This is a genomic window from uncultured Pelagimonas sp., from assembly GCF_947498515.1.
GTDB lineage: Bacteria > Pseudomonadota > Alphaproteobacteria > Rhodobacterales > Rhodobacteraceae > Pelagimonas.
On record NZ_CANMKO010000006.1, the window covers coordinates 217674 to 243170 of the forward strand.

Genomic DNA, 25497 nt, shown 5'->3' on the forward strand with positions numbered 1-25497 from the left:
AGCAAATTTGCGGAGACCCGCAAACGTGTTTCTAGGATGTGGCCTTATCTCAGCCAACTGATTGCGACGACATGGATCATGAAAAAGAAGGTTCGTTTCAAGAGAAGCGGTGAGCTTAGTTCAGTAGTCGCAGCGGACCGCCATTTTGCCACGCGCCGATGTTCTCCACAGCTTGGCCATAGGCCAACTGGAACAACTCCTGAACTACGTAGCCAGTATGCCCAGTCAGGGTCACATTCGACAACTTTCGCAAAGGGTGATCAGCGGGCAAAGGTTCAGCGTCATAGACATCCAAGGCAGCGCCTGAAATCGCCCCGTTCTCAAGGCAGTTAATCAAGGATTTTTCATCAATGATCGGCCCGCGCGACGTGTTCACAAGGTAGGCGGTGGGCTTCATCAAGGACAAGGTCTTCTCGTTGACCAAGCCTCTCGTCGATGAGCTTAAAACCATATGGATCGTTAGAAAATCAGATGTTTTGAAAAGTGCCTCTTGGTCAACAAACGTGGCACCATGTTCCTGCGCTTTTTGAGCCGTCAGGTTCGGACTCCAAGCGATGACCTTCATGTCAAACGCCTGCGCTGCCCGGGCCATTTTTGCGCCGATTTTACCAAGCCCCAGAATTCCCAAGGTCTTGCCATGCAAACCGACACCCGTGTGGGCCTGCCAACCCCCAGATACCATTGCGTGATGTTCGGCCGGTATTTGTTTGGCATGCGCCATCAAAAGGGCCCAGCTATGTTCAAAGGCCGCGTAGGGGGTCATTTGCGTGCCGCAAACATCAATGCCCTTCGCCCGCGCTGCCTCCATATCAATGCTAAAATTGCGCATGCCGGTTGTGACGAGCAATTTCAGATTGGGGAGCTGATCTATGAGCGATTTAGGAAACGGGGTACGCTCTCTCATTGCAACGAGGACGTCATAGGGGGCCAGAGCCAAAGCGCGCTCGGCTTCCGTTTCCATCATCGACGGGGTGATTTGAGAAAGCTGCACATCTTGCAGCGCATGCCAGTCGGCGGCGGCTTGTGCGGCAGAGGTGTAGTCGTCCAAAATCGCGATCCGCAGTGGGCTTTTTGAAGTGGGCACGCATTTTCCTCCGATCATTGGTTGAGAGGTCAATCCTCTGCGGCAGTCAGATGAGAATCTGCAGCCCAAGTCCAAGCTAGAGGCGATTTTCGTTTGAGCGCGCCGCTAAGATGTTGGCGCATCCGGAAAGAGGCATCCACGGTGTTGCCCCGTTCCAAAAGCGACAGAATTTCCAGATGCTCGGTGCATTGTTCGATCAGACGATCGCGGTTCACCTCTGCGCGGTATTCCATCAAGCGCCGCATCCGGTTGACCCGTTGCAGGGCCATAAGAAAGAAAGGATTGCCGGAAAGTTTGATCAGCTCTTCGTGAAACAGTGCCCCATTGGACAGGAGAGTTTCTCCCGGTGCTTTAGATATCTCCATTTCAAGCATGTTTTCCTGAATGCGCCGCTGCTCCTCGAGAACTTTGTGATTTAACTCGAAGGACGGTTCCAACATTGCCGCCGGTTCAATTGCCATTCGGAAACGGTAGATTTCATCAAAAGCTTCTGGTGTTTTGGCAACGGGCAAAAAGCGCCAACCGTAGCCCTCTTTGCGTTCGGCCCATCCCTCACGGGTTGCGCGTACCAGCAACTCGCCAACATGGGCTTTCGTCCAATTATATTTCTGGCGCAGGAACTGTTCGGTGACTTCTTCCGGAAGTTCGTTTCTAAGCCAATCCGCCGCCAAAACTTGATAGTCGTCAGCCTCGCTTTCGCCCTCTTGCGCCAAAGCCGCTTGAGCAGATGCAGGAATTTCATCGGCGACAAAATAGCCCCGGTTGGGCCGGCGGATAAGCACGCTCTGAACTTCCAACGCCTCCAAAGCTTCTCGGATCGGGGTACGTGAAACACCATAGCGATCCGCCAGCTGTTGCGCGCTGATATGACTGCCCAACGCCACATTGCCCGCAACAATATCTTGAAGCAGGCGGTTTGAAATCTTTGAGGCCAGAGCATTGGCGCGCATCTTGTCATGTTCTCCTTGGTCCCGGTGCAGGCGTATCGGCGGTCAAATTGCATTTGCGCGTAACACAGGGGCGTTCTTTTGGATTTTAAATCATGAAAAGCCAAAAAATGTGGATTTGCAATGGTCGAATTAGGGGGCGTACCCGTCTTGGAAGCAATTTCCACGGTTCTCGGCAGGAGTTGAACCACGGAACGTCTATGTTTCTTGACAGGTTTGGGTGGGGATTTTTCAGTATAATTACCAGCGCTTAACAACTGAGAGGCGATGGCGAGGTTGGTTTTCAAAGTGCTCACTTTGCTTTTTCAAACCCTAAAAGCCAATTTATGATTGGCTTTTGATTGACCAATGTGCAATCAAATAGAGGCGAGGCGAGATTCGTCTTGCTTCGACATACACACATTCAGGGGAGGAGAACCTGTGTTCACTAAATTCACTCGCATCGGTGTATTCGCGGTGGCAGCCACATTGGCAGGCGCGACTGGGGGTATGGCCGACGGCTTCAAAGCGGAAAGCCCACAATGTATAGCGCCGTCTAACCCAGGTGGCGGTTGGGATTTCATTTGCCGCACAACAGCGAAATACCTGTTTGATCTCGGCGTCATCGAAGACTCTATGCAGGTCACCAATATGTCCGGTGGTGGCGGCGGTGTGGCCTTTGCCCACGTCACCAAAGAACGCAATGAAGACAACAACTTGATTGTCGCCGCGTCCATGAGCACCAGCGCACGCATCGCGCAGGGCATCTATGAAGGTGCAGAGCAGGACGACGTGCATTTCCTCGCCACATTTGGCGCAGAATACGGCGCGATTGCCGTGCGCGCAGACTCCCCGTTTCAAACTCTCAAAGACATGATGGATGCCATTCTGGAAGATCCACGGTCGGTCGGCATTGCAGGCGGCTCCTCTGTTGGCAGCTTTGACCACATCAAGCCGATGTTGGTTGCCCGCGAGGCAGGCATGGATGATGTCACCAAGCTGAAATACGTGTCCTTTGATGGCGGTGGCGAAGCGATGACCGGCTTGCTTTCTGGTGCCACCGAAGCGCTATCGGGCGATTTCTCGGAGATGCTGGGCTTCTTGGAATCCGGTGACATCCGTATCATCGGGATCATGGCCCCAGAGCGCCTGAAAAACTATCCGGATATCCCAACGGCAAAAGAGCTGGGTTATGACGTTGTGGGTGCCAACTGGCGTGGTCTTTATATGCCCGCAGGCGCGTCTGATGAGGCCAAAGAATTCTGGTCAAACGCCATCAAAACAATGGCTGCCGATCCGGAATTCCAAGCAACCCTCGAAGCCGCTGCAATCGCCCCGTTCAACAATTTCGGCGACGATATGTACAACTTTGTGGCTGGCAGCATCGCAGATGTAACCAAGCTCTCCAAAGACATCGGTATCATCCAATAATCCAACGACCCAAGCCGGTTAGCACCCGCCGGCCGGCTTGGCCCAAAGCTTTAGGGAGGCAGAAATGAGCGACCGAATATTCGGTGGATTTGGATTGGCACTGGCCATCTTCTACATCTGGGCCGCGTCCATCATCAAAGACAGCTTTATGGTCGACGTGGTTGGACCAAGAGCATTCCCCTACATCGTAGGAACTATTATCGGGCTTTGTTCGATCTACTTCATTCTGCGTCCTGACGACGAGCCAGAATGGCCACATATGCGCGAGTTTGCAGAAATCGTGTTCGCCGGTGCCGTCATGCTCTTGTACTGCTGGGCATTGCCTGAATTTGGCTTCTTGATTTCCACAGTCTTCGCAACCGCTTACCTGACATGGCGTCTGGGTACAGAGCCGCTGTGGTCACTGGTTGTTGGTGTCGCAACATCGATCGGCATTTATGTCGTCTTCCACATGATCCTCGGCCTTGCGTTGGCCAAAGGTCCTTTGGGCTTCTGAGGAGAGATACATGGAAATCCTTTCGCTTCTTGCCGACGGCTTTGCCGTTGCGCTCACTCCGCAAAATCTGTTCCTTGCCGTTGCTGGCTGTTTCTTAGGCACTTTGATGGGCGCCCTGCCCGGCCTTGGCCCCGCCAACGGTGTCGCAATCCTGATCCCCATCGCGTTCTCTATGGGGCTTGGCCCAACACCGTCTTTGATCTTGTTGGTGAGCGTCTATTACGGGGCTATGTATGGCGGCCGAATAAGCTCGATCCTTCTTAATATTCCCGGTGACGAACCTGCGATGATGACCTGCTTGGACGGCTATCCAATGGCCCAACAAGGAAAGGCTGGCGAAGCCTTGTCGCTATCCGGTGTCGCCTCGTTTGTGGGTGCGTTCTTTGCCACATGCGGACTGGTTCTTTTGGCTCCACAACTGGTGAAAATCGCGCTTTTGTTTGGCCCTGCCGAATACTTTGTTCTGTTCACAGTTGCCTTTGCAACGCTTGGCGGCATCTCTTCGACAAACCAAGCCAAGTCGGCCTTTGCGGCCGCTCTTGGTCTGGGGATCGCGATGATTGGCAGCGACTCCCAAACAGGGTCGCAGCGGTTCACCTTTGACCATATCCATCTTTATGACGGGATCGACTTTCTGATCGCGATTGTGGGTCTGTTTGCCCTGAGCGAAGTGTTCATTTTCCTTGAACACCATCGCGGCGGTGCCGTTGGATCGCCCAAAGCAACAAAAGTCGGTCGTATCATGCCCGACTTTGGCATGATCAAACGCTGCATTCCTTCGATGGCACGTGGCACCGGTTTGGGATTCTTTGCTGGCGTGTTGCCGGGGGCGGGCGCATCCTTGGGCTCTTTCCTTGCCTACTCTCTTGAAAAGCAAACGGTTGACCGGGACGGAAAAACCTTTGGCAAAGGCGATCCACGTGGTGTGGCCGCCCCCGAGGCCGGCAACAACGCGGCCTCAGGCGGCGCGCTGGTCCCGATGCTGGCGCTTGGCGTTCCGGGCTCTGGCACGACAGCGGTTCTTTTGGCCGTCCTTTTGCAGCTCAACATCACACCCGGCCCGCTGTTGTTCACCAAGAACCCGGACGTGGTTTGGGGCCTCATCGCCGCACTGTTTTTGGCCAATTTCATCCTTTTGGCGATGAACATTCCATTGGTCGGCATTTTCACAAGGGTGCTGATGGTTCCGACCCGGATTTTGATGCCGATCGTTGCGATGATCTCCTTTGTGGGCATCTACAGCATCACCGGATCGTCCTTTGATGTGATGTTGATGGTCGGTTTTGGCATCGCCGGTTGGGTACTGCGAAAACTGGATGTTTCGCTGGTGCCTGTGATCCTTGGCATCTTGCTTGGCAACCAAATGGAAGTGAACCTGCGCCGTGCCATGACCATCTCGGACGGAGACTGGCTTGTGCTTGTTGGAAGCCCATTGGCCATCATTCTCTGGATTATCGCAATCACCGGATTTGTGCTGCCCATGCTCATGGGACGTCGGATGAAAAAGCGGATGGAGAACGCCGGTTCCCATCACGAAGAAATCGCAGCAGGCGACTGACCTGCTTCCCCCAAATTGACCATGTCGCGAAAGCGGCACCTATCGGAGACATACTATGCGTATCATGACTTTGCCCTGTGACGGCATCGGCCCGGAAATCATGGCTGCCACGCTCGACGTGGTAGAAGCCGCCAGTCAAAAGTTCGACCTTGGCCTCACGTTTCACGAAGAAGAAAGTGGTTTCACCAGCCTCAAGAACCACGGCATCACACTGCGTGATGAGGTGTTGGAGCGGGCCCGCACCGAGTTTGATGGCGTGATCCTTGGCACGCAGTCGCACATGGATTACCCCCCCGTTGTCGAAGGTGGCCGCAATGTTTCGGCGGGCTTTCGCATTGGGTTAGACCTCTATGCCAATGTCCGTCCGGCCCGCAGCCGCGATTTTTTGGAAAACAAAGCGGCTGGCATGGATCTGGTGATCATGCGCGAAGCCACCGAAGGCTTTTATCCAGACCGCAATATGTTTCAGGGCGTCGGTGAAATGATGCCCGATCCCGACATGGCCTTGTCGGTGCGCAAGATCACCCGCAATGGTTCTATGCGGATTTGCCGCGAAGCCTTCAAACTTGCGATGCAGCGCAAGAAAAAAGTGGCCGCGATCCACAAGGCGAATTCGTTTTTGATGACGGATGGTTTGTTCCTTGAGTGCTTTCGCGACGTCGCCAAGGAGTTTCCAGAGGTAGAGACCGAGGAGTTGATCGTAGACGCCTTTGCCGCGCTGTTGGTCCGCAAGCCGGAAACCTATGACGTGGTTGTGGCGACCAACTTCTACGGTGACATCTTGTCTGATCTTGCGTCCGAACTGTCCGGGTCGCTTGGGCTTGCAGGTTCGATCAATGCCAATGCAGAAACCGGCCTTTGCTGCGCGCAGGCACAGCACGGCTCTGCACCGGATATTCAGGGCCAAAACGTGGCCAATCCCACCTCACTTATCTTGTCAGCGGCGATGATGTTGACGTGGCTTGGTGAGCAGCGTGGCGTGACCAAGCTGATGGACGCCGGTCAGGCCATCGCGGACGCCGTGGACTCAGTTATTGATGAGCCAGCAAACCGCACCCGCGACCTTGGCGGTACTGTAAACACCGATGCCTTTGGCCGTTTGGTGGCCGAGGCCGTGGCAGCCAGAGCCTTGGCCGCCTGAGTTCCTCCTGTGGGCGCAAGCTCACTCTGACTGGCGGTGTCAAGACACCTTTGGCACCGCCTCTTTCCCGAGCGAAACGCCCGAGAGAGAAGCCACCCAGAAAGAAACAACAATGACATGCAAACCTCGACTGGCCCTGATCCATGCCACCCGAGTGGCCATTGACCCGATCGAAACCGCGGCGCAACGGCTTTGGCCAGAGGCGGAAACAATCACAATTCTCGAAGAGGGCCTTTCAACGGATCGGCAAAAAGACTCGGACCTGAGTTTAGAGCTTTGGGACCGCATCATTGGCCTAACGCGCTATGCCGAGGATATCCGCGCCGATGCGATCCTTTTTACCTGTTCGGCCTTTGGTCGCGCCATAGAAGATGCCGCCGAGGGCGCCAAAGTCCCGGTTCTGAAACCCAACGAGGCCATGTTTTCCGAAGCCTTGGCCATCGGCCCCCGCGTGGCAATGATCTACACGTTTGCACCAGCCGCCAAAGGGATGGAGGATGAGTTCCGCGACGCCGCCAAGGCCTTGGGAAGCAACGCAAAACTCACGTCCTTTTGTTGCGATGGTGCCCTTGCGGCCAAACGCTTGGGCGATGATGCAAAGCACGATACGTTGATCGCCGAGACAGCCGCCAGCATTGTTGATGCGGATGTCATCCTCTTGGCACAGTTCTCGATGGCCGATGCCGCAGGCCTGGCCCGCCAAAAGACAGCCATCCCGATACTCAGCAGCCCGGATTCCGCCATTTTGGCGATCAAACATCGGGTGCATTCCCAAGAGAAAGACGTGGCATGCTGATTGGCGTCATTGCCGACGACTTTACCGGCGCAAGTGACATTGCCAACACGCTGGTAAAAGGCGTGGCACCCGAAGGCGGCCTTAAAACCGCACAGTTCTGCGGCATTCCAACGGGAGACGTCGCGCAGGACATAGAAGCCGGTGTCATTTCTTTGAAAAGCCGAACGGCCCCGATGGCTAAGGCGGTTTCAGACAGTTTGGCGGCCTTGACGTGGCTTCTTGGCCAAGGCTGTGAACAGATCATTTTCAAATATTGCTCGACGTTTGATTCAACCCCGGACGGCAATATTGGCCCGGTCGCGGATGCATTGGCCGACGCTCTTAATGCCCAAGGGGTTGTGGTCTGTCCGGCATTTCCGGGCGCGGGACGCACGGTGTATCAGGGGCACCTTTTTGTTGGTGAGAAACTGCTTAGCGAAAGCGGTATGGAAAACCATCCGCTGACCCCGATGCGCGATCCGGATTTGCGCCGGGTCTTGGGTCGTCAAAATGATAGTTCCATAGGCTTAGTGCCCTTGTCGCGGGTGCAGAAAGGTGAGGATTCACTTCGTGACGCCTTTGAAAATGCCACGGATCGATTTGTTGTGGCGGACGCTGTCACAGATGCTGATCTCTTGCGGCTTGGCACTGCGTTGAGCAATGCCAAATTGATGACCGGCGGGTCAGGGATTGCTTTGGGCCTGCCGCGCAATTTTCACCGCGCTGGCAAAGTGGGTTCAAATGGCGCGACAGATGCGCCCTCGGTGACAGGTCCTGAGGCGATATTGGCAGGCTCCTGTTCTGGTGCGACCCGCGGGCAAATCGACACCCATGCGCAAAACCACCCGACACTGGCCATCGATGTGCCCGGAGTGATGCGGGGGAGCGTTACCGAAGATGCGTTGGTTGAGTTTTACCTCGCAAATTCGGGCAACGCTCCGTTGGCATATTCTGCCGGATCGCCGGATGCCGTTGCTGATATTCAGGCCCGCTTTGGGAGAGAGGCAGTGGCGCATCGGTTGGATGAGCTTTTTGCAAATGTGGCGGCGTCCTTGGTGACCCAAGGTTTCAAGCGGATTGTCGTGGCCGGAGGCGAAACCTCTGGTGCCGTGGCACAGGCCGTGGCCGATGCAGTGGGGGTTTCGGCCATGGCTGTAGGGCCCGAAATCGATCCCGGCATTCCAATTCTCACCTTGGGCGAGGATGCGCCTGTTACTCTGGTGTTGAAATCTGGGAATTTCGGCACCGAGGACTTTTTTGCCAAAGCTCTTAGCATGATGGCGGCACCGCAATAACCGACCAAGAGCAAGCGCTATCTATGATCTGGCAAAGGTAACGAACACGTGGACCGTGATACACAGATGAACAACCTCTCAAAGCAGATCTTTACAGTTTCTGTGGCTGGTTTGGCTGGCTGGTTGACGAGCAAAACCGGCATGCCCTTGGGCTGGATGATCGGCGCAATGTTGGCAACCGCCGCGCTTTCCTTGTTCAAATTGCCGATGCAACAGCCAGCAGCGGTATTCCACGTGGTTCGCGCCTCCGTCGGAGCGATGCTTGGAACGGCCTTCACGCTCGAGCTTCTGATGTCCGTGCCGAAATGGACAACCTCAATCGCGGGCCTTCTTGTCGCTATGGCTGTCATGTTCGTCTTGGCCTATGTCGCGTTGCGCAGGCTGGCCCATTTTGACAGGCCTTCGGCACTGCTATGCGCCATTCCCGGCGGCATTGCGGAAATGATCTTGCTCTCTGAAACCGCTGGTGCCGATCAAGCCCGTGTTTCAATCGTTCATGCGCTGCGGATATCGCTCACAATTCTGATCTTGCCTGTGATAATCGGCCTGACCACAGGGCTGACGGTTTCCTCGGATCAAACGACCGAGATCTTTACATTCAATGTGCCGGATTTTCTATGGTTCGCGCTATGTGTCGCGGCAGGCTTTGTTGCCAAACGGTTTTTGAATGTTCCAGCACCCTTGGTCGTAGCTCCAATGGTAGTCAGCGGCGCTCTGCATATTAGCGGGTTAAGTGATTTTGTCGTGCCAGCCGCTCTTTCGAATGCTGTGCAGGTGTTTATTGGAATCAACGTAGGTGGTCGGTTTGCAGGTGTCACTTTTCGGGCTCTATCGGCCGTTTTTGGGTCTGCTGTCGTGGTGGTGGCAGTTCAGATTTCTGTGGCCTTTGCGGCCGCAACGCTGGCGGCACAGTCGATGGGATTTGATATCCTCACAATGACGCTTGCCTATGCACCCGGTGGGCTTGCTGAGATGTCTCTGATCGCGGTGGCCACCGAGGCAGACCCTGCTGTTGTTGGTCTTCACCATGTTTTCCGTGTCTTGGTGGCATTGGTGGCAGCACCTCTGTTGCTCAGTCGATTTGCGCAAGCCAAGGACCAATAAAGGTCGAAAGCCGCAATTCTATCCGGTCAGAGGGCACAACAAACGTAGCCATCCTCTTTTTAGCAAGGCTAGGTATTTGCTCAGGCTTCTGGTGTTGTGGCGACCCCGGCAGGATTCGAACCTGCAACCTGCCCCTTAGGAGGGGGCTGCTCTATCCAGTTGAGCCACGGGACCACACACCGTTTTCTTAGCGTGGCCATTCCGGGTTGTCATCCCGCCACCGCGTCATATTCGCCATCTTGTGTCACAGCGCGCGTTTGCGGTAACGTTTTCCCAAACCAAAAGGATTTCGCCTGTGACCAATGATGCCAATCGCCCGTTGACCCTTCGTGATGTTTCAGAAGCGTCGGGGGTTTCTGAAATGACGGTCAGTCGGGTGTTACGCAATCGCGGCGATGTCAGCCAGGCAACTCGCGAAAAGGTTCTAGAGGCCGCAAAGGCGCTTGGTTATGTGCCTAACAAAATCGCCGGAGCCCTTGCAAGCCAGCGGGTTAATCTGGTGGCGGTAATCATCCCAAGCCTGCGCAACATGGTTTTCCCCGAGGTCATGTCGGGGATTTCCAGCGTTTTAGAAGAAACCGAACTTCAACCTGTTGTCGGCGTCACCGATTACATGCCCGAAAAAGAAGAACGGGTTTTGTATGAAATGCTGTCTTGGCGCCCCTCCGGTGTCATCATCGCCGGGCTTGAACACACCGACGCCTCGCGCGCAATGCTCAAGGCAAGCGGTATTCCAGTTGTCGAAATCATGGATACGGACGGCACCGCTATTGATAGCGCGGTCGGCATTTCGCACCGCCGCGCCGGTCGTGAAATGGCCAAGGCAATCGTGAAACAAGGCTATGAGCGGATCGGGTTTATGGGCACCAAAATGCCGCTTGATCACCGCGCGCGCAAACGGTTCGAGGGCTTTACCGAAGCCCTTGCCAAAGAGGGCGTCGAGGTTGTCGATCAAGAATTTTATTCGGGTGGCTCCGCCTTGGCCAAAGGTCGCGAGATGACCGAAGCCATGCTTGCCCGCGACCCGGAAATCGATTTTCTCTATTATTCCAACGACATGATCGCTGCGGGTGGTTTGTTGCATATGTTGGACAAAGGCATCGACATTCCCGGTCAAGTTGGCCTCGCGGGTTTCAATGGCGTTGAACTTCTTCAAGGTCTTCCGATGCAATTGGCCACAATGGATGCCTGCCGGACTGAAATCGGTACACGCGCCGCTCAGATCATTGCCTCTCGCGTAGAAAACCCCGAAGCGGAGCTCGACAAGATAATCGAACTGACACCAACCATTGCCTATGGTGATACGCTCAAGCGCCGGTGATCACACTTTCCAATTCTGACGCCCGGCGGTTGTTCCTAGACAAACACGCCTTGGGCGAGGCCCCGACCGGCCCCGGAAAAGGGGCCGATCTTCTCGATCTGATCACCCGACTTGGGTTTGTTCAGGTCGATAGCGTTCGCACAGTCGAGCGCGCCCATCATATGATCCTGTTTTCTCGGCGTCCCGCCTATCGGCCCAAGAACCTTGACGCCCTTTTAGAAAAGGATCGCAGTCTTTTTGAGCATTGGACCCACGATGCCTCGGTGATCCCAACCGAGTTCTACCCCCATTGGCACCTGCGCTTTTCCAGAAATGACGCCCTACTTCGCAAGCGGTGGAGTGTGTGGCGTCGCGGCGGGTTTGAGGAAAAGATACAGGGTGTTTTGGATCAGATAGCCGCCCAAGGCGGATGTGGGTCTGGGGACGTCGGAGATGGAGAAGCCCGTGGGTCGGGCGGATGGTGGGACTGGCACCCCTCTAAAACCGCCTTGGAATTTCTGTGGCAAACCGGCCAGTTGGCGGTATCGCGACGCGAACAGTTTCGCAAGATTTTCGATCTGACCAACAGGGTCATTCCCGAAACACACCTGCAAAACCTACCCACCGAAAACGACAGCGTTGATTGGTTATGCAACGCCGCTCTTGACCGTCTCGGCTTTGCCACCAGCGGCGAATTGGCGGCGTTCTGGGCCACCATTTCCGCAGCAGAAGCCCGCAAATGGTGTGACAAAGCATTGGACAATGGTGAGATTAACCAGATCGAGGTGACCCAAAACGACGGTAGCCTGCGCAAGCATTTTGCCCGCCCCGATATTCTCACCCAATTAGATCGCGCGCCACAACCGCCAAACCGCCTACGCATTCTCAGCCCATTTGACCCGGCATTGCGTGACAGAAAACGGGCCGAACGGCTGTTTGGTTTTCACTACCGGATCGAAATCTTCACGCCCGCCGCCAAGCGCCAGTATGGCTACTATGTCTTCCCTCTTCTTGAACAAGACAAGCTCGTTGGTCGGATCGATGCCTCAGCTGACCGATCACTGGATGCGATAAAAGTGACGGCCCTTTGGCCAGAGCGCTCAATCTCTTGGGGGCGCGGGCGGCAGCATAGACTTGAAGCGGAGTTGCATAGGATGGCCAAATTTGCAGGCACATCCAACGTTGTTTTTGCGGATAATTGGCTCCGCGATCCAAAATAATCCGAGCCACCGAAAGACGGAGCAGCAAGAATCAGTTGGCCGATGCCCCCTCATTTCCACAACACGCACCTTGGTCCAGCGCTTGTAAGTTGCCCAAAAAACGATCACCTAAGCCGATCAAGCCGCCCGTTTTTTGATTTCGGCACAACTTTGGCGCTACAAGGCGTCAGAAATTTGCGACACCAATCGATTTTGCGCTATAATGTTCCCTGTGAGTGTGACCGCAGCCGAGGCGACGTCATTTAGCTTTGGAATGGATTTTTGATCTTTTTTAACGAGTCATTTTAAATCAGGGCGGCAATGAGCCGCCCTTTTCTTTGTCGAGAGCAGCCGTCATAGCCATGCATTTCCGTGACACCGGATATGTGTTCGCGCCCCTAGCTCTACGCTGCAACGCAGCATAAGTATTGTATCAAGTCATACGCTAACAGTTTCGAGGTCAAGACCATGGCATATCTGTCAACTCCACTCCCGACCAAGAGCAATCCGCTTGCAGGTTTCTTTGGCAACCTTTTTTCCGCTCTGGTTCGCATCGCCGAATCCAACACACGCTTTACTGCGGTGGAAAAGCTCCAACAGCTTTCCGATGAAGAACTGGCTGCAAAAGGTATTCGCCGCGAAGACATCGTGCGCCACGTATACCGCGATGTTCTTTACATCTAATTCGAGCAAAATCACTGCTTCTTAAAACGCGCCTTTCCGGCGCGTTTTTTCTTGTGCAACGTGACACCCAAACGAAAAAGGCCGCCCCAATCAGGGCGGCCTTTTCTAAATCTCGATAGTTTACGCTTAGTTCTGGGCGTAATATTCGATAACCAGGTTTGGTTCCATAACAACAGGGTAAGGCACATCGGCCAGACCAGGTGCGCGAACGAATGTCGCGGTCATTTTGGAGTGATCGGCTTCGATGTAGTCAGGAACGTCACGCTCTGGAAGCTGTGTCGCTTCGATCAGCGCAACCATCTGGCGCGACTTTTCGCGAACTTCTACAACGTCACCTTCTTTAACGCGGTACGACGGAATGTTCACGCGCTTGCCGTTCACCAGAACGTGGCCGTGGTTCACAAACTGACGTGCAGCGAACACGGTGGCAACGAACTTGGCGCGGTAAACAACGGCGTCCAAACGACGCTCGAGCAGACCGATCAGGTTTTCACCGGTATCGCCTTTAACACGCTCGGCTTCGCCATAGATGCGGCGGAATTGCTTTTCGGTCAGATCGCCGTAATAGCCTTTCAGCTTCTGCTTGGCACGAAGCTGCAGACCGAAGTCGGACATTTTGCCCTTGCGGCGCTGACCGTGCTGGCCTGGGCCATAATCACGGCGGTTTACTGGCGACTTAGGACGACCCCAGATGTTTTCGCCCATGCGACGGTCAATTTTGTACTTGGCAGATGTGCGTTTTGTCACAGCTGATATCCTTCAGTTGGGTTTTGAAGGGCGTTGTCCTCTTTCCGGATTTTGCCGAAATGACAGGGATCCTCTTGCGAGGGCCACCAACACCAATGAACGCGCGCTTATACGGCAGACTGAGACGGAGTCAACAGCAATCGAAGATCATTACAATTCGAACCAAACGCGAACTTTAAGCATCGCTTAAACCCTTCGCGTCACAAATGTGGCAGGTTCGATACGGAGGCGGAATTGGCACGCGACCACACGAACATCCCAGGCGGGGCGCGCAATGCGCTCGAACACGCCTTAAACTCACGGGATGCAGGCATAATGGATATGGTAAAGCGGGCGATCAAGCATCGCCAAGTGATGCTTGCCTTCCAGCCTGTAGTCCACTCTCAAGCTATGGATCGAGTCGCTTTTCACGAGGGGCTTATCCGCGTTCTTGATGAAACGGGCCGCGTCATACCGGCCGGTGAATTCATCAATACCGTCGAAGAAACGGAATACGGCCGTTTGCTCGACTGCATTGCCTTAGAAAAAGGCATAGCAGAGCTAAGCCGTGTTCCCGATCTACGCTTGTCGATCAACATGTCCGCGCGCTCCATTGGCTACAAGAAATGGATGCGCACATTGAACAAGGGTCTGTCTCAGGACCCAACAGTCGCGGAGCGCCTGATTCTTGAGATAACCGAGCATTCGGCGATGCTCGTGCCGGAACTAGTCGTGAACTTCATGACCGAATTGCGCGGCAAAGGGATATCTTTTGCCATCGACGACTTTGGTTCGGGCTACACAGCTCTGCGCCATTTCAAGGAATTCGACTTCGACATCCTTAAAATTGACGGCGAGTTTGCAGTCGGCATTGCAAAGGATGCGGACAACCAAGTTTTAGTGGCCGCTATGGTCTCAATTGCTGAGCAATTTGATATGTTTACGGTCGCTGAATATGTTGAAAACCTTGCTGATGCTCAATGTCTGGTCGACCTAGGCGTCACCTGTTTGCAAGGCTTTTATTTCGCTGCTCCAACGGTTAGCCCCCCTTGGCGAGACACAGAAAACAAGCGCACCGCATGACTTTAGGGCAAGCCTGAGACACACTGTCTCTTTTGCTGCACTGCGGCTTGATCTATTCCTCTCACCTGACAGGCGAGCAATGCTCGGTTTTGCACAACGCAGAATCGCGCTATGCATGCTTGGTACGCTTGGCCGGAGGAATTCATATGACCAATGTCGTTATCGCATCTGCAGCACGGACAGCCGTGGGCAGCTTCAGCGGTTCTTTTGCAAACACCCCTGCACATGATCTTGGTTCTGCCGTGCTCGAAGCACTGGTAGAACGCGCGGGCATCGAAAAAGGTGAAGTGTCCGAGACCATTCTTGGTCAGGTTTTGACCGCAGCTCAGGGTCAAAACCCAGCACGTCAGGCCCATATCAATGCCGGCCTTCCTCAGGAAGGTTCCGCTTGGGGCATCAACCAGGTCTGCGGATCGGGCCTGCGCGCCGTTGCACTTGGTGCTCAGCACATCATGCTTGGTGATGCTTCCATCGTCTGCGCCGGTGGCCAAGAAAACATGTCACTCTCGACTCACGCCGCACATCTGCGCGCCGGGACGAAAATGGGCGACATGAAATACATCGACACAATGATTCGCGATGGTCTTTGGGATGCCTTCAACGGCTATCACATGGGTCAAACTGCCGAAAACGTTGCTGCCAAGTGGGACATCTCCCGCGAGATGCAGGACGAATTCGCCGTTGCGTCGCAAAACAAAGCTGAAGCCGCTCAGAAAGCAGGGAAATTTGACGACGAAGTGATCCCCTTCACCGTCAAAAACCGCAAGGGCGACATCATTGTCGACAAGGACGAATACATTCGTCACGGCGCGACAATGGCAGCCATGCAAAAACTGCGCCCGGCCTTTATCAAAGACGGCACAGTCACCGCTGCAAACGCATCGGGCCTCAACGACGGTGCCGCCGGTGCTCTGTTGATGAGCGCAGACGAAGCTGAAAAGCGCGGCATCGAGCCTTTGGCCCGCATCGCGTCTTACGCCACTGCTGGTCTTGACCCATCGATCATGGGTGTTGGCCCGATCTATGCGTCGCGCAAAGCTTTGGACAAAGCGGGTTGGTCGGTTGGCGATCTGGACCTTGTCGAAGCCAACGAAGCCTTTGCCGCTCAGGCCTGTGCAGTGAACAAAGACATGGGCTGGGATCCGGCCATCGTGAACGTCAACGGCGGCGCGATTGCGATCGGTCACCCAATCGGTGCCTCGGGTTGCCGCGTTCTCAACACCCTGCTCTTCGAAATGAAGCGTCGTGATGCCAAAAAAGGCCTCGCAACTCTTTGCATCGGTGGCGGCATGGGTGTCGCACTGTGTGTGGAGCGCCCATAAGTTTCGGGTCATCCGAAATATGAGGCGCCTTCGGGCGCCTCTTTTTTTATAAATCGCCGCATTGCGGCAAAAAGGTTGCGCAATATTGTTGCGCGCGACGGGGAAATTCAATAACAACCTTACCCAATGGGTAGTCACATTTTGGAGAAGACAATGGCAAGAGTTGCACTCGTCACCGGCGGAAGCCGCGGTATCGGTGAAGCGATTTCAAAAAAACTGCAGGCCGACGGATACACCGTTGCTGCGACATATGCCGGTAATGACGAAAAGGCCGCAGCCTTTACCGCAGCCACCGGCATCAAAACCTACAAGTGGAACGTTGCCGATTATGACGCGTCCAAAGCTGGTCTTGCTCAGGTTGAAGCTGATCTCGGTCCTATCGACGTGGTCGTTGCAAACGCGGGCATCACCCGTGACGCACCGTTCCACAAGATGACGCCGGAACAGTGGAGCGAAGTGATCGACACCAACCTGACCGGTGTTTTCAACACCGTTCACCCGATCTGGCCCGGTATGCGCGAGCGTAAGTTCGGCCGTATCATCGTGATCAGCTCGATCAACGGTCAAAAAGGTCAGTTCGCTCAGGTGAACTATGCCGCGACCAAAGCCGGCGATCTTGGTATCGTTAAGTCCTTGGCCCAAGAAGGCGCACGCGCTGGCATCACCGCCAACGCCATCTGCCCCGGCTATATCGCCACCGAAATGGTGATGGCGGTTCCGGAAAAAGTCCGCGAATCGATCATCGGCCAAATCCCGGCCGGTCGTTTGGGTGAGCCAGAAGAAATCGCACGCTGTGTTGCCTTCCTGGCCTCCGACGATGCGGGCTTTATCAATGGCTCGACCATCTCCGCCAACGGTGCTCAGTTCTTCGTCTAACGACTGGACAAAGTTCAAAACAAAAACGCCCCCGGAGCCTTGCGGTTCGGGGGCGTTTCTTTTGGTCCAATCTGGACCGGAGCTTAACCGGCGGGCGTGGCCTGCGGTTTCTGGCTCAGCGAAAATTTGGGGAACAGCGAAAACAAACCTGTCCAAATCGCGGCAAAAGCCGCGCTGCGTTCAGCATGGGCCACTTTGATGGCACGTTCCATTTCGCGGTTATGAGCAATCTCAATCATAGTGACCTCCTAGGTTTGGGTTAGCATCTCTTGACTACACTGAACCTAACGCCCACTGTCGAAGGCGACAAACGAGACTATTTCCGCTCTCACTTAAGAAAAACTAATCTATGCCAGATCGTCTCCCGCCACTAACCGCCCTTCGTGCCTTTGAGGCTGCCGCCCGTCACATGTCATTTGCCAAGGCGGCCGAAGAGTTGCACGTCACCCCTGCCGCCCTGTCTTTTCAGATCAAAAATCTTGAGGAACATCTGGGGCAGCCGGTTTTCCACCGTCTCACCCGTGCCGTTGAGTTAACAGAGGCGGGTCGCGCTTTGGCTCCGGGCACGAGCGAGGCGTTCAATCGCTTGGAATCAGCTTGGAGCGCCACGCGTCGCCTTCAGGACACCCGCGCGCTGTCTGTGACGGCGGGTCCGGCCTTTACCGCCAAAATTCTTGCTCCGCGTCTATATGATTTTGCCCGCGCGCATCCCGAGATCGAACTGCGCTTTGCCGCAAGCCTGCGCACCATGGATTTCGACCGCGATGAAATTGATGTTGCGGTGCGCTATGGCGATGGGCCGGACACCGGTCTGTATAGCCGAACCCTGCTCAACGACGCGGTTATGCCAATGATGCGTCCCGATCTTGCCGAACGCTACACGTCGCCCAAATGCCTGATCAGAGCGCCGCTGATCTATGGCGACCCTCTGCCCTTGCTGCACGCCAATGCCAATTGGCGGCATTGGTTTCACGCCAATGGCATCGAGCACGACCCAACACTGGCCGCGCAGTTTTCGCAACCGGACCATGCTTTGGACGCCACGCTGGCCGGAGATGGTGTTGTTCTTGGTCGGTCAGCTTTGGCCTCGCGATATTTGGCAAGCGGCCAGCTCGTCGCTCCCTTTAAAGTTGCATTAAAGGTTCCGACGCGGTTCAGGTTTTTATGTGTCGAAGGTAATGAAAAAAGGCCGCAGATTGCGGCCTTTGAAGAGTGGCTGTTCTCCGAGATTGGGAAACTGCCGGATGGGACTATTGGAAAGACACAAGTCCCGATCGAGGACCTGCTGTAACCAGCAGGTCATGAGGTGAAAAGTGCTTAGGCGACTGGGTCGCTGAGCCGTTCGATCTCTTCTTTGATCTTCAGCTTCTGCCTTTTCATGTCCACGATTTGCAGGTCATCAACCCCTGGAGCGCGCTGCGCTTCTTCAACGGCATCGGAAAGCGACTGATGTTTCTTCTTCAGTTCCTGCAGGTGTGAACTCAAGCTCATAGTTTCCTCCTTTTGATGGGTAACATTTGCAGTCCAGCACAATCAGAAGCGGTTGTCACGCCGCACCTGCACAGTAATGCATCAGATTTATGACAATCAGCAGAGATTTGCCCGAAATCAGTCAGAAAACGGCAAAGATGCCCCGGTGCTCAGCACCTTTTCAAAGCGCGATGTATAGCTCTTGCCTTGCTCCACATGCACCGGCCCGACATGCATGATTTGCGGCGGGTGGAATTTAAAATCCGCCCGACCGTCCTTGCGCCCACGTAACAAAATCAATCGCGGTGGCCGTCCGACGCGCGGTAAAAGCGGCAAAAGCTCCAACGACCCGACTCGTTTCTGCATGGCACTCATCAACTCAGGAAGCCGCTCGGCTCGCTGAATGAAGGTCACATATCCGCGAGGTCGAAGACGTTTTGTCGCGGTCTCGACCCAGGTTTCCAATGCCGTCTGCCCAGCAAGTGCAATTTCGCGCCCGCCATCCCAGGCGCTTATCCGTTTCTCTTGTTTAAAATAGGGGGGATTCGCGATGACGTGGTGAAAGTTCATTGCCTTCATGTCCGCCGGTGGGGACGACACATCGCCTTGCCAGATCGTGCCTTTTTGACCGTTTTGATGAAGGTTATATTGACCCAACTCGGCATAGCCCGGCTGCAATTCCAACCCATAAAGATACAGCCCCGGAATGCGCACACCTAGGCAACATAGGGCCGGAGCTGCCCCACAGCCCAGCTCAAGCACGGTTTGACCCGCTTCGGCCTCAACCGTTGCGGCCAATAAAACCGGATCTACCCCGGCCCGATACCCGCCCCGAGGTTGGCGCAACTGCACCTTGCCACCCAAAAAATCGTCTTGGGTCAACTCGTCCGTTTCAAAGGTCTCAACCTTCAAAATTCACTCCGTTTTCGCGTAGAACCCGACGCGCTTCGCCGAGTTCACTTGTTCGCACCATAAGGCGGCGCGGCAGAATGCCTATGCTACCTTCCAAGATGCTCATGTTTACGTCCAATTCAAAGCTGTCTATACCCTTCTCGTCCAGAAGTGTTTTCGCCAGCGGGATCAGCGTGATGTCGGTGGTTCGTAAAAGCTCTTCCATGACAGGGATGTAAGGACAAGGCGCGGCAAATGTCGACCCTTGCACGGGAGTGTGATGAGCGTGGAACAAACACCGCTAAAGCCGCATGAGCGTCTGGCAGCATTGCTTGACGATGATATGGGCACTGTAAATGCGTTGATCCGGACCCGCATGGCGTCGGAACATGCGCCGCGGATCCCCGAGGTAACTGCGCATTTGGTCGAAGCTGGGGGCAAACGTTTGCGTCCGTTGTTGACGCTCGCCGCCGCGCGGATGTGTGGGTACGACGGCCCCTATCATGTGCATTTGGCTGCGACGGTTGAATTTATCCATACCGCGACTCTGCTTCACGATGACGTTGTCGACGAAAGTGACAAGCGCCGTGGCCGCCCCACCGCCAATCTTTTGTGGGACAACAAATCAAGCGTTCTTGTCGGCGACTATCTCTTTGCCCGGTCGTTCCAGTTGATGACCGAAACCGGCAACCTTGATGTGTTGCGCATTCTGTCAAATGCTGCGGCCACCATTGCTGAGGGCGAAGTGCTTCAGCTCACAGCGGCGCAGGACCTTGGCACAACCGAAGCGACTTATTTGCAGGTTGTTCGCGGCAAAACTGCGGCTCTCTTCTCGGCGGCAACCGAGGTGGGCGGAGTGATTGCGGATCGTCCGGCCGACGAGGTTAAAGCACTCTATGACTATGGCGACGCCCTCGGCATTGCTTTCCAGATCGTTGACGACCTTTTGGATTACTGGGGATCGGATGCCACCGGCAAGAACGTCGGTGATGATTTCCGCGAACGCAAACTGACCTTGCCGCTGATCAAGGCTGTTGCCAAAGGCAATGACGAAGAGCGCGCATTCTGGAAGCGGGTCATCGAAAAGGGGGATCAACGCGACGGCGACTTAGAGCACGCGATTGCCCTTTTGAACAAGCACAACGCCCTCGAAGACACGCGTCAAGAAGCGCTCGCTTGGGCCGCCCGTGCCAAACAGGCGATGGGTGTTTTGCCGCAAAGCGAGTTGCGTGACCTGCTTATCGAACTCAACGACTTTGTCGTGTCGCGGGTAAGCTAAACCCTAGCTGAGCGTCACGTCGCGCACCCACCAATCTGGGTGCGCCTTTGCCAATTGGTGCGCCATAGCCTCTGCGTGACTGCGGTTGTCAAACACGCCAAAACAGGTCGCGCCAGAGCCCGACATTCGCACCAAGCGCACTCCTTCCAACTGCGAGAGCGCTTGCAAGACTTCATGGATGACGGGAGCCGCAGCAATAGCCGGCCCTACCAGATCATTGCGCTGTTCGGTCAACCAACCTGTTGTGCCCGTTTTTGGGGGTGCAGACATCTTAGGATTGGTTTTGCACGCCAGCCCTTTGAACACGACAGGTGTCGGGACTTCGACCCTTGGATTAACCAAAACTGCAAATAGTGGTTCGCAATCGAGGGGTGTCAGCACCTCGCCGACACCCTGCATTCGAACCGCTTTGCCGACCTGACATACCGGCACATCGGCCCCAAGTGATACAGGGTCACCGATACAGGGCCGGTCAAACAACAATGTCATAGCGTTCAAAACAGCCGCCGCATCCGACGATCCACCGCCGATACCCGCCGCATGAGGCAAGTTCTTGGTCAAATGGATCGACACGGTTGCGCCAAAGAGCTCGGCCGCTTTCCAGCACAGGTTGCGGTGGTCGGTCGGAACACCCTTGGCAAAGGGCCCCGACACCGTCATTTCCATCTCATCTGACGGCGCGACGGTTAGAAAATCACCAAAATCTGCAAACACCACCAACGAATCGAGCAAGTGATAGCCGTCATCCCGTTGTCCCGTCACATGCAGCGTTAGATTGATCTTGGCCGGGGCAAAGACCTCAATCGCCATTCGCAACCTTGAGCGGCTCGGCCCCTTCATCCGAAAGAACCTGATCCAAACCAACTTCGAGCTTGCGACGGATGCGATCAACATCTGCCTCTTCGGCGGCCTCTTCCCAATCGGCAAAGCTTAGGGCGCGTTTCCACATAAACTCCGCCTCGCGGGTTCGGCCGACGGCCCAATACACATCACCCAAATGATCGTTCACAATTGGGTCAATCGGCATCAATTCCGCCGCGCGCTCCATATGGGGCACGGATTCTTCATAGCGGCCAAGGCGATATAGAACCCAACCCAGCGAATCGACGATGTAGCCAGCATTCGGTTGTTTCGAAACCGCGCGTTGGATCATTTCCAACGCCTCGTCCAACTTCATCTGCTTTTCGACCAGGGAGTACCCTAGGTAATTCAACACCTGTGGCTGTTCTGGGTTTAGCTCTAACGCCTTGCGAAAGTCGACTTCGGCGGCTTCCCAATTGTCTTGGCGCTCATTCGCGATCCCACGGGTGTAAAACAAAAACCACTGACGGTCTGTGACTTCTTCATAGAGGTCAATCGCCTTGGTGTAAGACGCGCTGGCCTCAACAAACTTCTCTTCGGCGCGCAGCATGTCGCCCAGCGTTGAATGCACAATTGGCAAATCACCATGGCTTTCGGTCAGGCCCCGCAAAACGGCAATCGCCTCGTCGGTTTTGTCCTGCGCGCGCAACGCAGCCGCCCGGCCAAGTTCGGCGGCGTGATGTGAACTATCGTCTTCGGGCACACGGGCATATGTGGTCACCGCCAGTTCATAGCGCTGCATCGAGTCCAACACTTCGGCAGTCAACAGAATCGCATCCACATGATCGGGGCGCAAAAATTCCGCGATCTGAGTGTAGATCAGCGTCAGCTCATCGTTGTTTTCATTCGATAGAGCCCCACCAAGCGAATAGAACACCTCGGCAATCCCATCGCGCGGCGACTTCACATGGGTAAAGGTAAGCTTCTCACCGGCCTCAAGCGCCGTGCGCATCGCATCTAGCTCAGGGTCTAGGTCACGTCCAAAGGCGCGGCCAAGCAAGGCAATCGCGTCATCGTTGCGCTCTAGCTGGCTCAGAATCTCAGCATGGGCCATGACACCACGGCGCGTTAGCCCAAGCCCACCAGCGTTATCGGTCGCAAACAGGGCCTCGGCGTTTTCGAAATCTCCAACCGACGCCAGGGCAAGCGCCTTGTGGTAAACGGCAAAGCCGCCCAAACCTTGGATTTTCTTGACCTCTTCAAAGCCAACTAAAGCCGCGCTCATATCGCCTTGGCCCAATTGTGCCCAGGCCTGAACAAGACCGTCGGCAAGCGGACCGAGCGCGCGTTTATCGGAAATCGCCTGCAAAATCGCACCATAGTTCTCGGCTTTGGCATCGCGGGCAACGGTGGCCATTTGCGCAATCTGGCTATTCAAACCAAGGTCGGCCATGTGTTGTGCTAGCCCAGAGGCGGTTTCGACCTCACCCAAGGCCAAATTCGACAACACACCGCGTTCCAAAAGCTCGGGCCGGTCCGGGTCGAACATGATGGCACGGCCATAGTAATGCGCAGCGGATTTGAAATCCCCCAAGAAGCTGGCTTGCCGTGCGGCCAGATAATCGCCCGAGATGCCATTGGCCCCGACGCTCACCGGAAGGCACGCCCCCGCCATCATCACAGCTGCACGAAATGTGTTTGCCCAAAATGCCACTATGCGCCCCTTTTTATCTGCACGGTCTTTCCAAAGCCTATGCCGCACGCCGCGGCAACGCAATCGCACAGCGCTGACAAGACTGTCATTCCAGACCAAGCCAACCGAAATTTATCCTAAAGGTCATGAAAACCGCGACATTGGCGCATGGTTGAAAGCTCGCGGTTGCTGAGTTTCTTACGAAAAGCGACTGCTCCGCCATCCATAGAAATTCGGATGACCCGTCCGGTGATCACATCTCCCAGCACTTTGAACTTTACAATCTGACCAGGGCGCGCACCAACGTACCCGTCAAAACGCAATCCAGAGACGCTGATATTTGTGACGCGCGCAAGAAACCCCGCCTCGCGCGTGCGAAGTTCAAATGCCCATGAACTGGGCCAACGTGGGTCGCGTACCTTCATCTTGTAACCGCATGGCTTCTTTCGGAAGTGTTGCAGTCAAAGATGAAGGTGCGCTTAACGCTTACATATTTGGATAGTTGGGGCCGTCGCCGCCCTGTGGAACCGTCCAAGTAATGTTCTGGCTCGGGTCTTTGATATCGCAGGTTTTGCAATGCACGCAGTTCTGGAAGTTGATGACGAACTTGGGGTCTTTGCCCTCTTCGCTCACAACTTCGTAGACACCCGCAGGGCAATAGCGCTGCGCAGGCTCATCAAACTGACGCAAGTTGACAGTTATCGGCACGTTTTCGTCGGTCAACTTAAGGTGCGCCGGCTGGCTTTCCTCGTGGTTGGTAAAGCTAAACGCCACGTTGGTCAGGCGGTCAAAGCTGATCTTGCCGTCCGGTTTCGGATAGTCGATCGGCTCATAAGCTGCCGCCGCGCCGGTGCTTTCAGCATCGTTTTTGCCATGCCCAATGGTTCCAAACAGCGAAAAGCCCATGGTGTTGGTCCACATGTCCAGACCACCCATCGCCAAAGACGCGGTCAGGCCCCACTTGGACCACATCGGCTTGACATTGCGGACTTTTTTCAGGTCCGCACCAATGGCACCGTCGCGGACTTCGGTCTCGTAATCGTTCAACTCATCGCCCTGACGATCCGCTTTGATCGCCGCCACGGCCGCTTCAGCCGCCGCTTTGCCAGACAACATCGCGTTGTGGTTGCCCTTGATCCGCGGCACGTTGACCATGCCAACCGAACACCCCAGCAGCGCCACACCCGGTGCCACCATTTTTGGCATCGATTGGTAACCACCCTCGGTGATCGCCCGCGCGCCGTAGGCCACGCGTTTACCGCCTTCCAACAGCTTTTCGATCATCGGGTGATGCTTGAAGCGTTGGAATTCCATGTAAGGGTAAAGATGAGGGTTTTTGTAGTTCAGGTGAACCACGAAACCGACATAGACCTGATTGTTTTCAATGTGATAGATAAAGGATCCGCCACCAGCATTGCTTCCCAAAGGCCAACCCATCGTATGGGTCACGGTGCCTTCTTTGTGCTTGGCCGGGTCGATTTCCCAGATCTCTTTCATGCCGATACCGAATTTCTGCGGCTCTTTTCCGGCCTGCAGGTCGTATTTGGCGATCACTTCTTTGGACAACGATCCGCGCACACCTTCGCCAAGGAAGACATATTTGCCGAGCAATTCCATACCCGGCTCATAACCCGGCCCTTGGCTGCCATCGGCTTCTTTGCCGAATTCACCGGCGACAACACCGCGCACTTCGCCGTTTTCACCGTAGATCAGCTCGGAACAGGCCATGCCGGGGAAGATTTCCACGCCCAGCGCTTCGGCTTGTTCGGCCAACCAGCGGCAGACGTTGGCCATCGACACGATGTAATTGCCGTGGTTGTTCATCAAAGGTGGCATCGGCCAGTTCGGGATGCGAACCTGACCGGCTTCACCCATCATATAGAAGTTGTCTTCTTTGACCGGCACGGTCACCGGCGCGCCTTTTTCTTTCCAATCCGGGATCAACGCATCAAGGCCCGATGGGTCAAGCACGGCACCAGACAAGATATGCGCGCCCACTTCTGAGCCCTTCTCAAGCAGAACAACCTCAAGGTTTTCGTCCAGCTGCTTGAGACGGATCGCGGCGGAAAGGCCCGCTGGCCCGCCGCCTACGATCACAACATCATATTCCATCGACTCGCGTTGCACGTCGCTCATGCCGGTGTCCTCCCGGGAATTGGCTATTATTCTTCGGACGCAGAGGTAGCGCGGCAGCGCAGCATTGGTCAATCGGAACACGGCGTCGGTTTAAAGGAATACGACAGAATGTTAGCGATATACCGGTTTTTTACGTAATTTCCTTGCCCGGCCGTCGAACTTGAGACCGTGCGTGATTCGGAATCCGGGGGTGATCACCGGCAGGGGATTCGCGCACTGCGGCAATG

General features: G+C 55.2%; 26 protein-coding genes and 1 tRNA gene. 15 read left to right on the forward strand and 12 right to left on the reverse strand.

The window, feature by feature from the left end:
• Positions 1-115: 115 nt before the first annotated feature.
• Positions 116-1084 (reverse strand): D-2-hydroxyacid dehydrogenase family protein, encoded by a 969-nt coding sequence (locus Q1A43_RS13240; RefSeq protein WP_299935868.1) that lies wholly within the window; start codon positions 1082-1084, stop codon positions 116-118.
• 29 nt (positions 1085-1113) lie between these two features.
• A complete protein-coding gene (locus Q1A43_RS13245; RefSeq protein ID WP_299935870.1) occupies positions 1114-2034 on the reverse strand; it encodes a GntR family transcriptional regulator in 921 nt (306 codons plus the stop codon).
• Between the two features lie 417 nt (positions 2035-2451).
• Between Q1A43_RS13245 and Q1A43_RS13250 the strand changes: the two genes are divergently transcribed.
• The 7 genes from Q1A43_RS13250 (at position 2452) to Q1A43_RS13280 (ending at position 9810) form a co-directional block, all read left to right on the forward strand.
• Complete coding sequence (locus Q1A43_RS13250; protein ID WP_299935873.1) at positions 2452-3441, forward strand: tripartite tricarboxylate transporter substrate-binding protein; 990 nt, start codon at positions 2452-2454, stop codon at positions 3439-3441.
• A gap of 64 nt (positions 3442-3505) precedes the next feature.
• Positions 3506-3937: a tripartite tricarboxylate transporter TctB family protein gene (locus Q1A43_RS13255; protein WP_299926210.1), complete on the forward strand. Its 432-nt coding sequence runs from the start codon at positions 3506-3508 to the stop codon at positions 3935-3937.
• 10 nt (positions 3938-3947) lie between these two features.
• Positions 3948-5495, forward strand: coding sequence for a tripartite tricarboxylate transporter permease (locus tag Q1A43_RS13260; protein WP_299926208.1), 1548 nt, complete (start codon positions 3948-3950; stop codon positions 5493-5495).
• A 55-nt stretch (positions 5496-5550) separates the two neighbouring features.
• On the forward strand, positions 5551-6636 hold the full coding sequence (locus tag Q1A43_RS13265) for an isocitrate/isopropylmalate dehydrogenase family protein (RefSeq protein ID WP_299935876.1): 1086 nt from the start codon (positions 5551-5553) through the stop codon (positions 6634-6636).
• A 112-nt stretch (positions 6637-6748) separates the two neighbouring features.
• Entirely contained in the window at positions 6749-7432 is a 684-nt protein-coding gene (locus tag Q1A43_RS13270; protein ID WP_299935879.1) for an aspartate/glutamate racemase family protein, read from the forward strand.
• A complete protein-coding gene (gene otnK / locus Q1A43_RS13275) occupies positions 7426-8706 on the forward strand; it encodes a 3-oxo-tetronate kinase (protein ID WP_299935882.1) in 1281 nt (426 codons plus the stop codon). The genes Q1A43_RS13270 and otnK overlap by 7 nt, the downstream gene beginning before the upstream one ends.
• A gap of 48 nt (positions 8707-8754) precedes the next feature.
• On the forward strand, positions 8755-9810 hold the full coding sequence (locus Q1A43_RS13280; protein ID WP_299935885.1) for an AbrB family transcriptional regulator: 1056 nt from the start codon (positions 8755-8757) through the stop codon (positions 9808-9810).
• Between the two features lie 97 nt (positions 9811-9907).
• Here the strand turns inward: Q1A43_RS13280 and Q1A43_RS13285 are convergent.
• Positions 9908-9984, reverse strand: a tRNA-Arg gene (locus Q1A43_RS13285).
• Between the two features lie 121 nt (positions 9985-10105).
• Here Q1A43_RS13285 and Q1A43_RS13290 point away from each other — a divergent pair.
• The 3 genes from Q1A43_RS13290 (at position 10106) to Q1A43_RS13300 (ending at position 12993) form a co-directional block, all read left to right on the forward strand.
• A complete protein-coding gene (locus Q1A43_RS13290; protein ID WP_299926195.1) occupies positions 10106-11131 on the forward strand; it encodes a LacI family DNA-binding transcriptional regulator in 1026 nt (341 codons plus the stop codon).
• Positions 11128-12330: a crosslink repair DNA glycosylase YcaQ family protein gene (locus Q1A43_RS13295; RefSeq protein ID WP_299935888.1), complete on the forward strand. Its 1203-nt coding sequence runs from the start codon at positions 11128-11130 to the stop codon at positions 12328-12330. The genes Q1A43_RS13290 and Q1A43_RS13295 overlap by 4 nt, the downstream gene beginning before the upstream one ends.
• Positions 12331-12777: 447 nt before the next feature.
• Positions 12778-12993 (forward strand): DUF1127 domain-containing protein, encoded by a 216-nt coding sequence (locus Q1A43_RS13300; RefSeq protein WP_299935891.1) that lies wholly within the window; start codon positions 12778-12780, stop codon positions 12991-12993.
• 126 nt (positions 12994-13119) lie between these two features.
• Here Q1A43_RS13300 and rpsD read toward each other — a convergent pair whose 3' ends face one another.
• Positions 13120-13740: a 30S ribosomal protein S4 gene (rpsD, locus tag Q1A43_RS13305; RefSeq protein ID WP_299926187.1), complete on the reverse strand. Its 621-nt coding sequence runs from the start codon at positions 13738-13740 to the stop codon at positions 13120-13122.
• A gap of 315 nt (positions 13741-14055) precedes the next feature.
• Here rpsD and Q1A43_RS13310 point away from each other — a divergent pair, with 315 nt between their 5' ends.
• The 3 genes from Q1A43_RS13310 to phbB all read left to right on the forward strand — a co-directional run bounded on the left by Q1A43_RS13310 (position 14056) and on the right by phbB (position 17000).
• Positions 14056-14802 (forward strand): EAL domain-containing protein, encoded by a 747-nt coding sequence (locus Q1A43_RS13310; RefSeq protein ID WP_299936040.1) that lies wholly within the window; start codon positions 14056-14058, stop codon positions 14800-14802.
• Positions 14803-14948: 146 nt separating this feature from the next.
• Positions 14949-16124, forward strand: a complete 1176-nt coding sequence (locus Q1A43_RS13315; protein ID WP_299935892.1) for an acetyl-CoA C-acetyltransferase — start codon at positions 14949-14951, stop codon at positions 16122-16124.
• A gap of 153 nt (positions 16125-16277) precedes the next feature.
• On the forward strand, positions 16278-17000 hold the full coding sequence (phbB, locus tag Q1A43_RS13320; protein WP_299935895.1) for an acetoacetyl-CoA reductase: 723 nt from the start codon (positions 16278-16280) through the stop codon (positions 16998-17000).
• A gap of 83 nt (positions 17001-17083) precedes the next feature.
• Here phbB and Q1A43_RS13325 read toward each other — a convergent pair whose 3' ends face one another.
• Positions 17084-17239 carry a hypothetical protein gene (locus tag Q1A43_RS13325; protein ID WP_299926178.1) on the reverse strand — a complete coding sequence of 52 codons (156 nt, stop codon included), beginning with the start codon at positions 17237-17239 and terminating at the stop codon, positions 17084-17086.
• Between the two features lie 110 nt (positions 17240-17349).
• Between Q1A43_RS13325 and gcvA the strand changes: the two genes are divergently transcribed.
• Positions 17350-18291, forward strand: coding sequence for a transcriptional regulator GcvA (gene gcvA, locus Q1A43_RS13330; RefSeq protein ID WP_299935897.1), 942 nt, complete (start codon positions 17350-17352; stop codon positions 18289-18291).
• 26 nt (positions 18292-18317) lie between these two features.
• Here gcvA and Q1A43_RS13335 read toward each other — a convergent pair whose 3' ends face one another.
• From Q1A43_RS13335 to Q1A43_RS13345, 3 genes are all read right to left on the reverse strand, one after another.
• The gene (locus Q1A43_RS13335; protein ID WP_299926172.1) at positions 18318-18491 is read right to left on the reverse strand and encodes a DUF465 domain-containing protein; all 174 of its coding nucleotides are present in this window, start codon (positions 18489-18491) and stop codon (positions 18318-18320) included.
• A gap of 117 nt (positions 18492-18608) precedes the next feature.
• On the reverse strand, positions 18609-19382 hold the full coding sequence (locus Q1A43_RS13340; RefSeq protein ID WP_299935900.1) for a methyltransferase: 774 nt from the start codon (positions 19380-19382) through the stop codon (positions 18609-18611).
• Entirely contained in the window at positions 19372-19587 is a 216-nt protein-coding gene (locus Q1A43_RS13345) for a DUF2007 domain-containing protein (protein WP_299935903.1), read from the reverse strand. Before Q1A43_RS13345 ends, Q1A43_RS13340 begins: the two co-directional genes overlap by 11 nt.
• 54 nt (positions 19588-19641) lie before the next feature.
• Between Q1A43_RS13345 and Q1A43_RS13350 the strand changes: the two genes are divergently transcribed.
• Positions 19642-20640, forward strand: a complete 999-nt coding sequence (locus tag Q1A43_RS13350; RefSeq protein WP_299935907.1) for a polyprenyl synthetase family protein — start codon at positions 19642-19644, stop codon at positions 20638-20640.
• A gap of 3 nt (positions 20641-20643) precedes the next feature.
• On the opposite strand, the gene Q1A43_RS13355 is transcribed toward Q1A43_RS13350, so the two are convergent.
• From Q1A43_RS13355 to Q1A43_RS13370, 4 genes are all read right to left on the reverse strand, one after another.
• Entirely contained in the window at positions 20644-21450 is an 807-nt protein-coding gene (locus tag Q1A43_RS13355) for a 4-(cytidine 5'-diphospho)-2-C-methyl-D-erythritol kinase (protein ID WP_299935910.1), read from the reverse strand.
• Positions 21440-23155 (reverse strand): tetratricopeptide repeat protein, encoded by a 1716-nt coding sequence (locus Q1A43_RS13360; RefSeq protein ID WP_366944266.1) that lies wholly within the window; start codon positions 23153-23155, stop codon positions 21440-21442. The genes Q1A43_RS13355 and Q1A43_RS13360 overlap by 11 nt, the downstream gene beginning before the upstream one ends.
• Positions 23156-23271: 116 nt before the next feature.
• Positions 23272-23559 carry a PilZ domain-containing protein gene (locus tag Q1A43_RS13365; protein WP_299926157.1) on the reverse strand — a complete coding sequence of 96 codons (288 nt, stop codon included), beginning with the start codon at positions 23557-23559 and terminating at the stop codon, positions 23272-23274.
• Positions 23560-23620: 61 nt separating this feature from the next.
• Positions 23621-25270, reverse strand: a complete 1650-nt coding sequence (locus Q1A43_RS13370; RefSeq protein ID WP_299935912.1) for an electron transfer flavoprotein-ubiquinone oxidoreductase — start codon at positions 25268-25270, stop codon at positions 23621-23623.
• Between the last annotated feature and the right edge of the window lie 227 nt (positions 25271-25497).

Bases quoted from the DNA above. Each gene is read 5' to 3' on its own strand.
- Q1A43_RS13335 (WP_299926172.1), bottom strand. From the start codon at position 18,491: ATGAGCTTGAGTTCACACCTGCAGGAACTGAAGAAGAAACATCAGTCG.
- phbB (WP_299935895.1), top strand. From the start codon at position 16,278: ATGGCAAGAGTTGCACTCGTCACCGGCGGAAGCCGCGGTATCGGTGAA.
- Q1A43_RS13260 (WP_299926208.1), top strand. From the start codon at position 3,948: ATGGAAATCCTTTCGCTTCTTGCCGACGGCTTTGCCGTTGCGCTCACT.
- Q1A43_RS13350 (WP_299935907.1), top strand. From the start codon at position 19,642: ATGAGCGTGGAACAAACACCGCTAAAGCCGCATGAGCGTCTGGCAGCA.
- Q1A43_RS13270 (WP_299935879.1), top strand. From the start codon at position 6,749: ATGACATGCAAACCTCGACTGGCCCTGATCCATGCCACCCGAGTGGCC.
- Q1A43_RS13300 (WP_299935891.1), top strand. From the start codon at position 12,778: ATGGCATATCTGTCAACTCCACTCCCGACCAAGAGCAATCCGCTTGCA.
- otnK (WP_299935882.1), top strand. From the start codon at position 7,426: ATGCTGATTGGCGTCATTGCCGACGACTTTACCGGCGCAAGTGACATT.
- Q1A43_RS13310 (WP_299936040.1), top strand. From the start codon at position 14,056: ATGGATATGGTAAAGCGGGCGATCAAGCATCGCCAAGTGATGCTTGCC.
- Q1A43_RS13265 (WP_299935876.1), top strand. From the start codon at position 5,551: ATGCGTATCATGACTTTGCCCTGTGACGGCATCGGCCCGGAAATCATG.
- Q1A43_RS13370 (WP_299935912.1), bottom strand. From the start codon at position 25,270: ATGAGCGACGTGCAACGCGAGTCGATGGAATATGATGTTGTGATCGTA.
- Q1A43_RS13255 (WP_299926210.1), top strand. From the start codon at position 3,506: ATGAGCGACCGAATATTCGGTGGATTTGGATTGGCACTGGCCATCTTC.
- Q1A43_RS13315 (WP_299935892.1), top strand. From the start codon at position 14,949: ATGACCAATGTCGTTATCGCATCTGCAGCACGGACAGCCGTGGGCAGC.
- Q1A43_RS13345 (WP_299935903.1), bottom strand. From the start codon at position 19,587: ATGGAAGAGCTTTTACGAACCACCGACATCACGCTGATCCCGCTGGCG.
- Q1A43_RS13355 (WP_299935910.1), bottom strand. From the start codon at position 21,450: ATGGCGATTGAGGTCTTTGCCCCGGCCAAGATCAATCTAACGCTGCAT.
- Q1A43_RS13245 (WP_299935870.1), bottom strand. From the start codon at position 2,034: ATGCGCGCCAATGCTCTGGCCTCAAAGATTTCAAACCGCCTGCTTCAA.
- Q1A43_RS13365 (WP_299926157.1), bottom strand. From the start codon at position 23,559: ATGAAGGTACGCGACCCACGTTGGCCCAGTTCATGGGCATTTGAACTT.
- Q1A43_RS13325 (WP_299926178.1), bottom strand. From the start codon at position 17,239: ATGATTGAGATTGCTCATAACCGCGAAATGGAACGTGCCATCAAAGTG.
- gcvA (WP_299935897.1), top strand. From the start codon at position 17,350: ATGCCAGATCGTCTCCCGCCACTAACCGCCCTTCGTGCCTTTGAGGCT.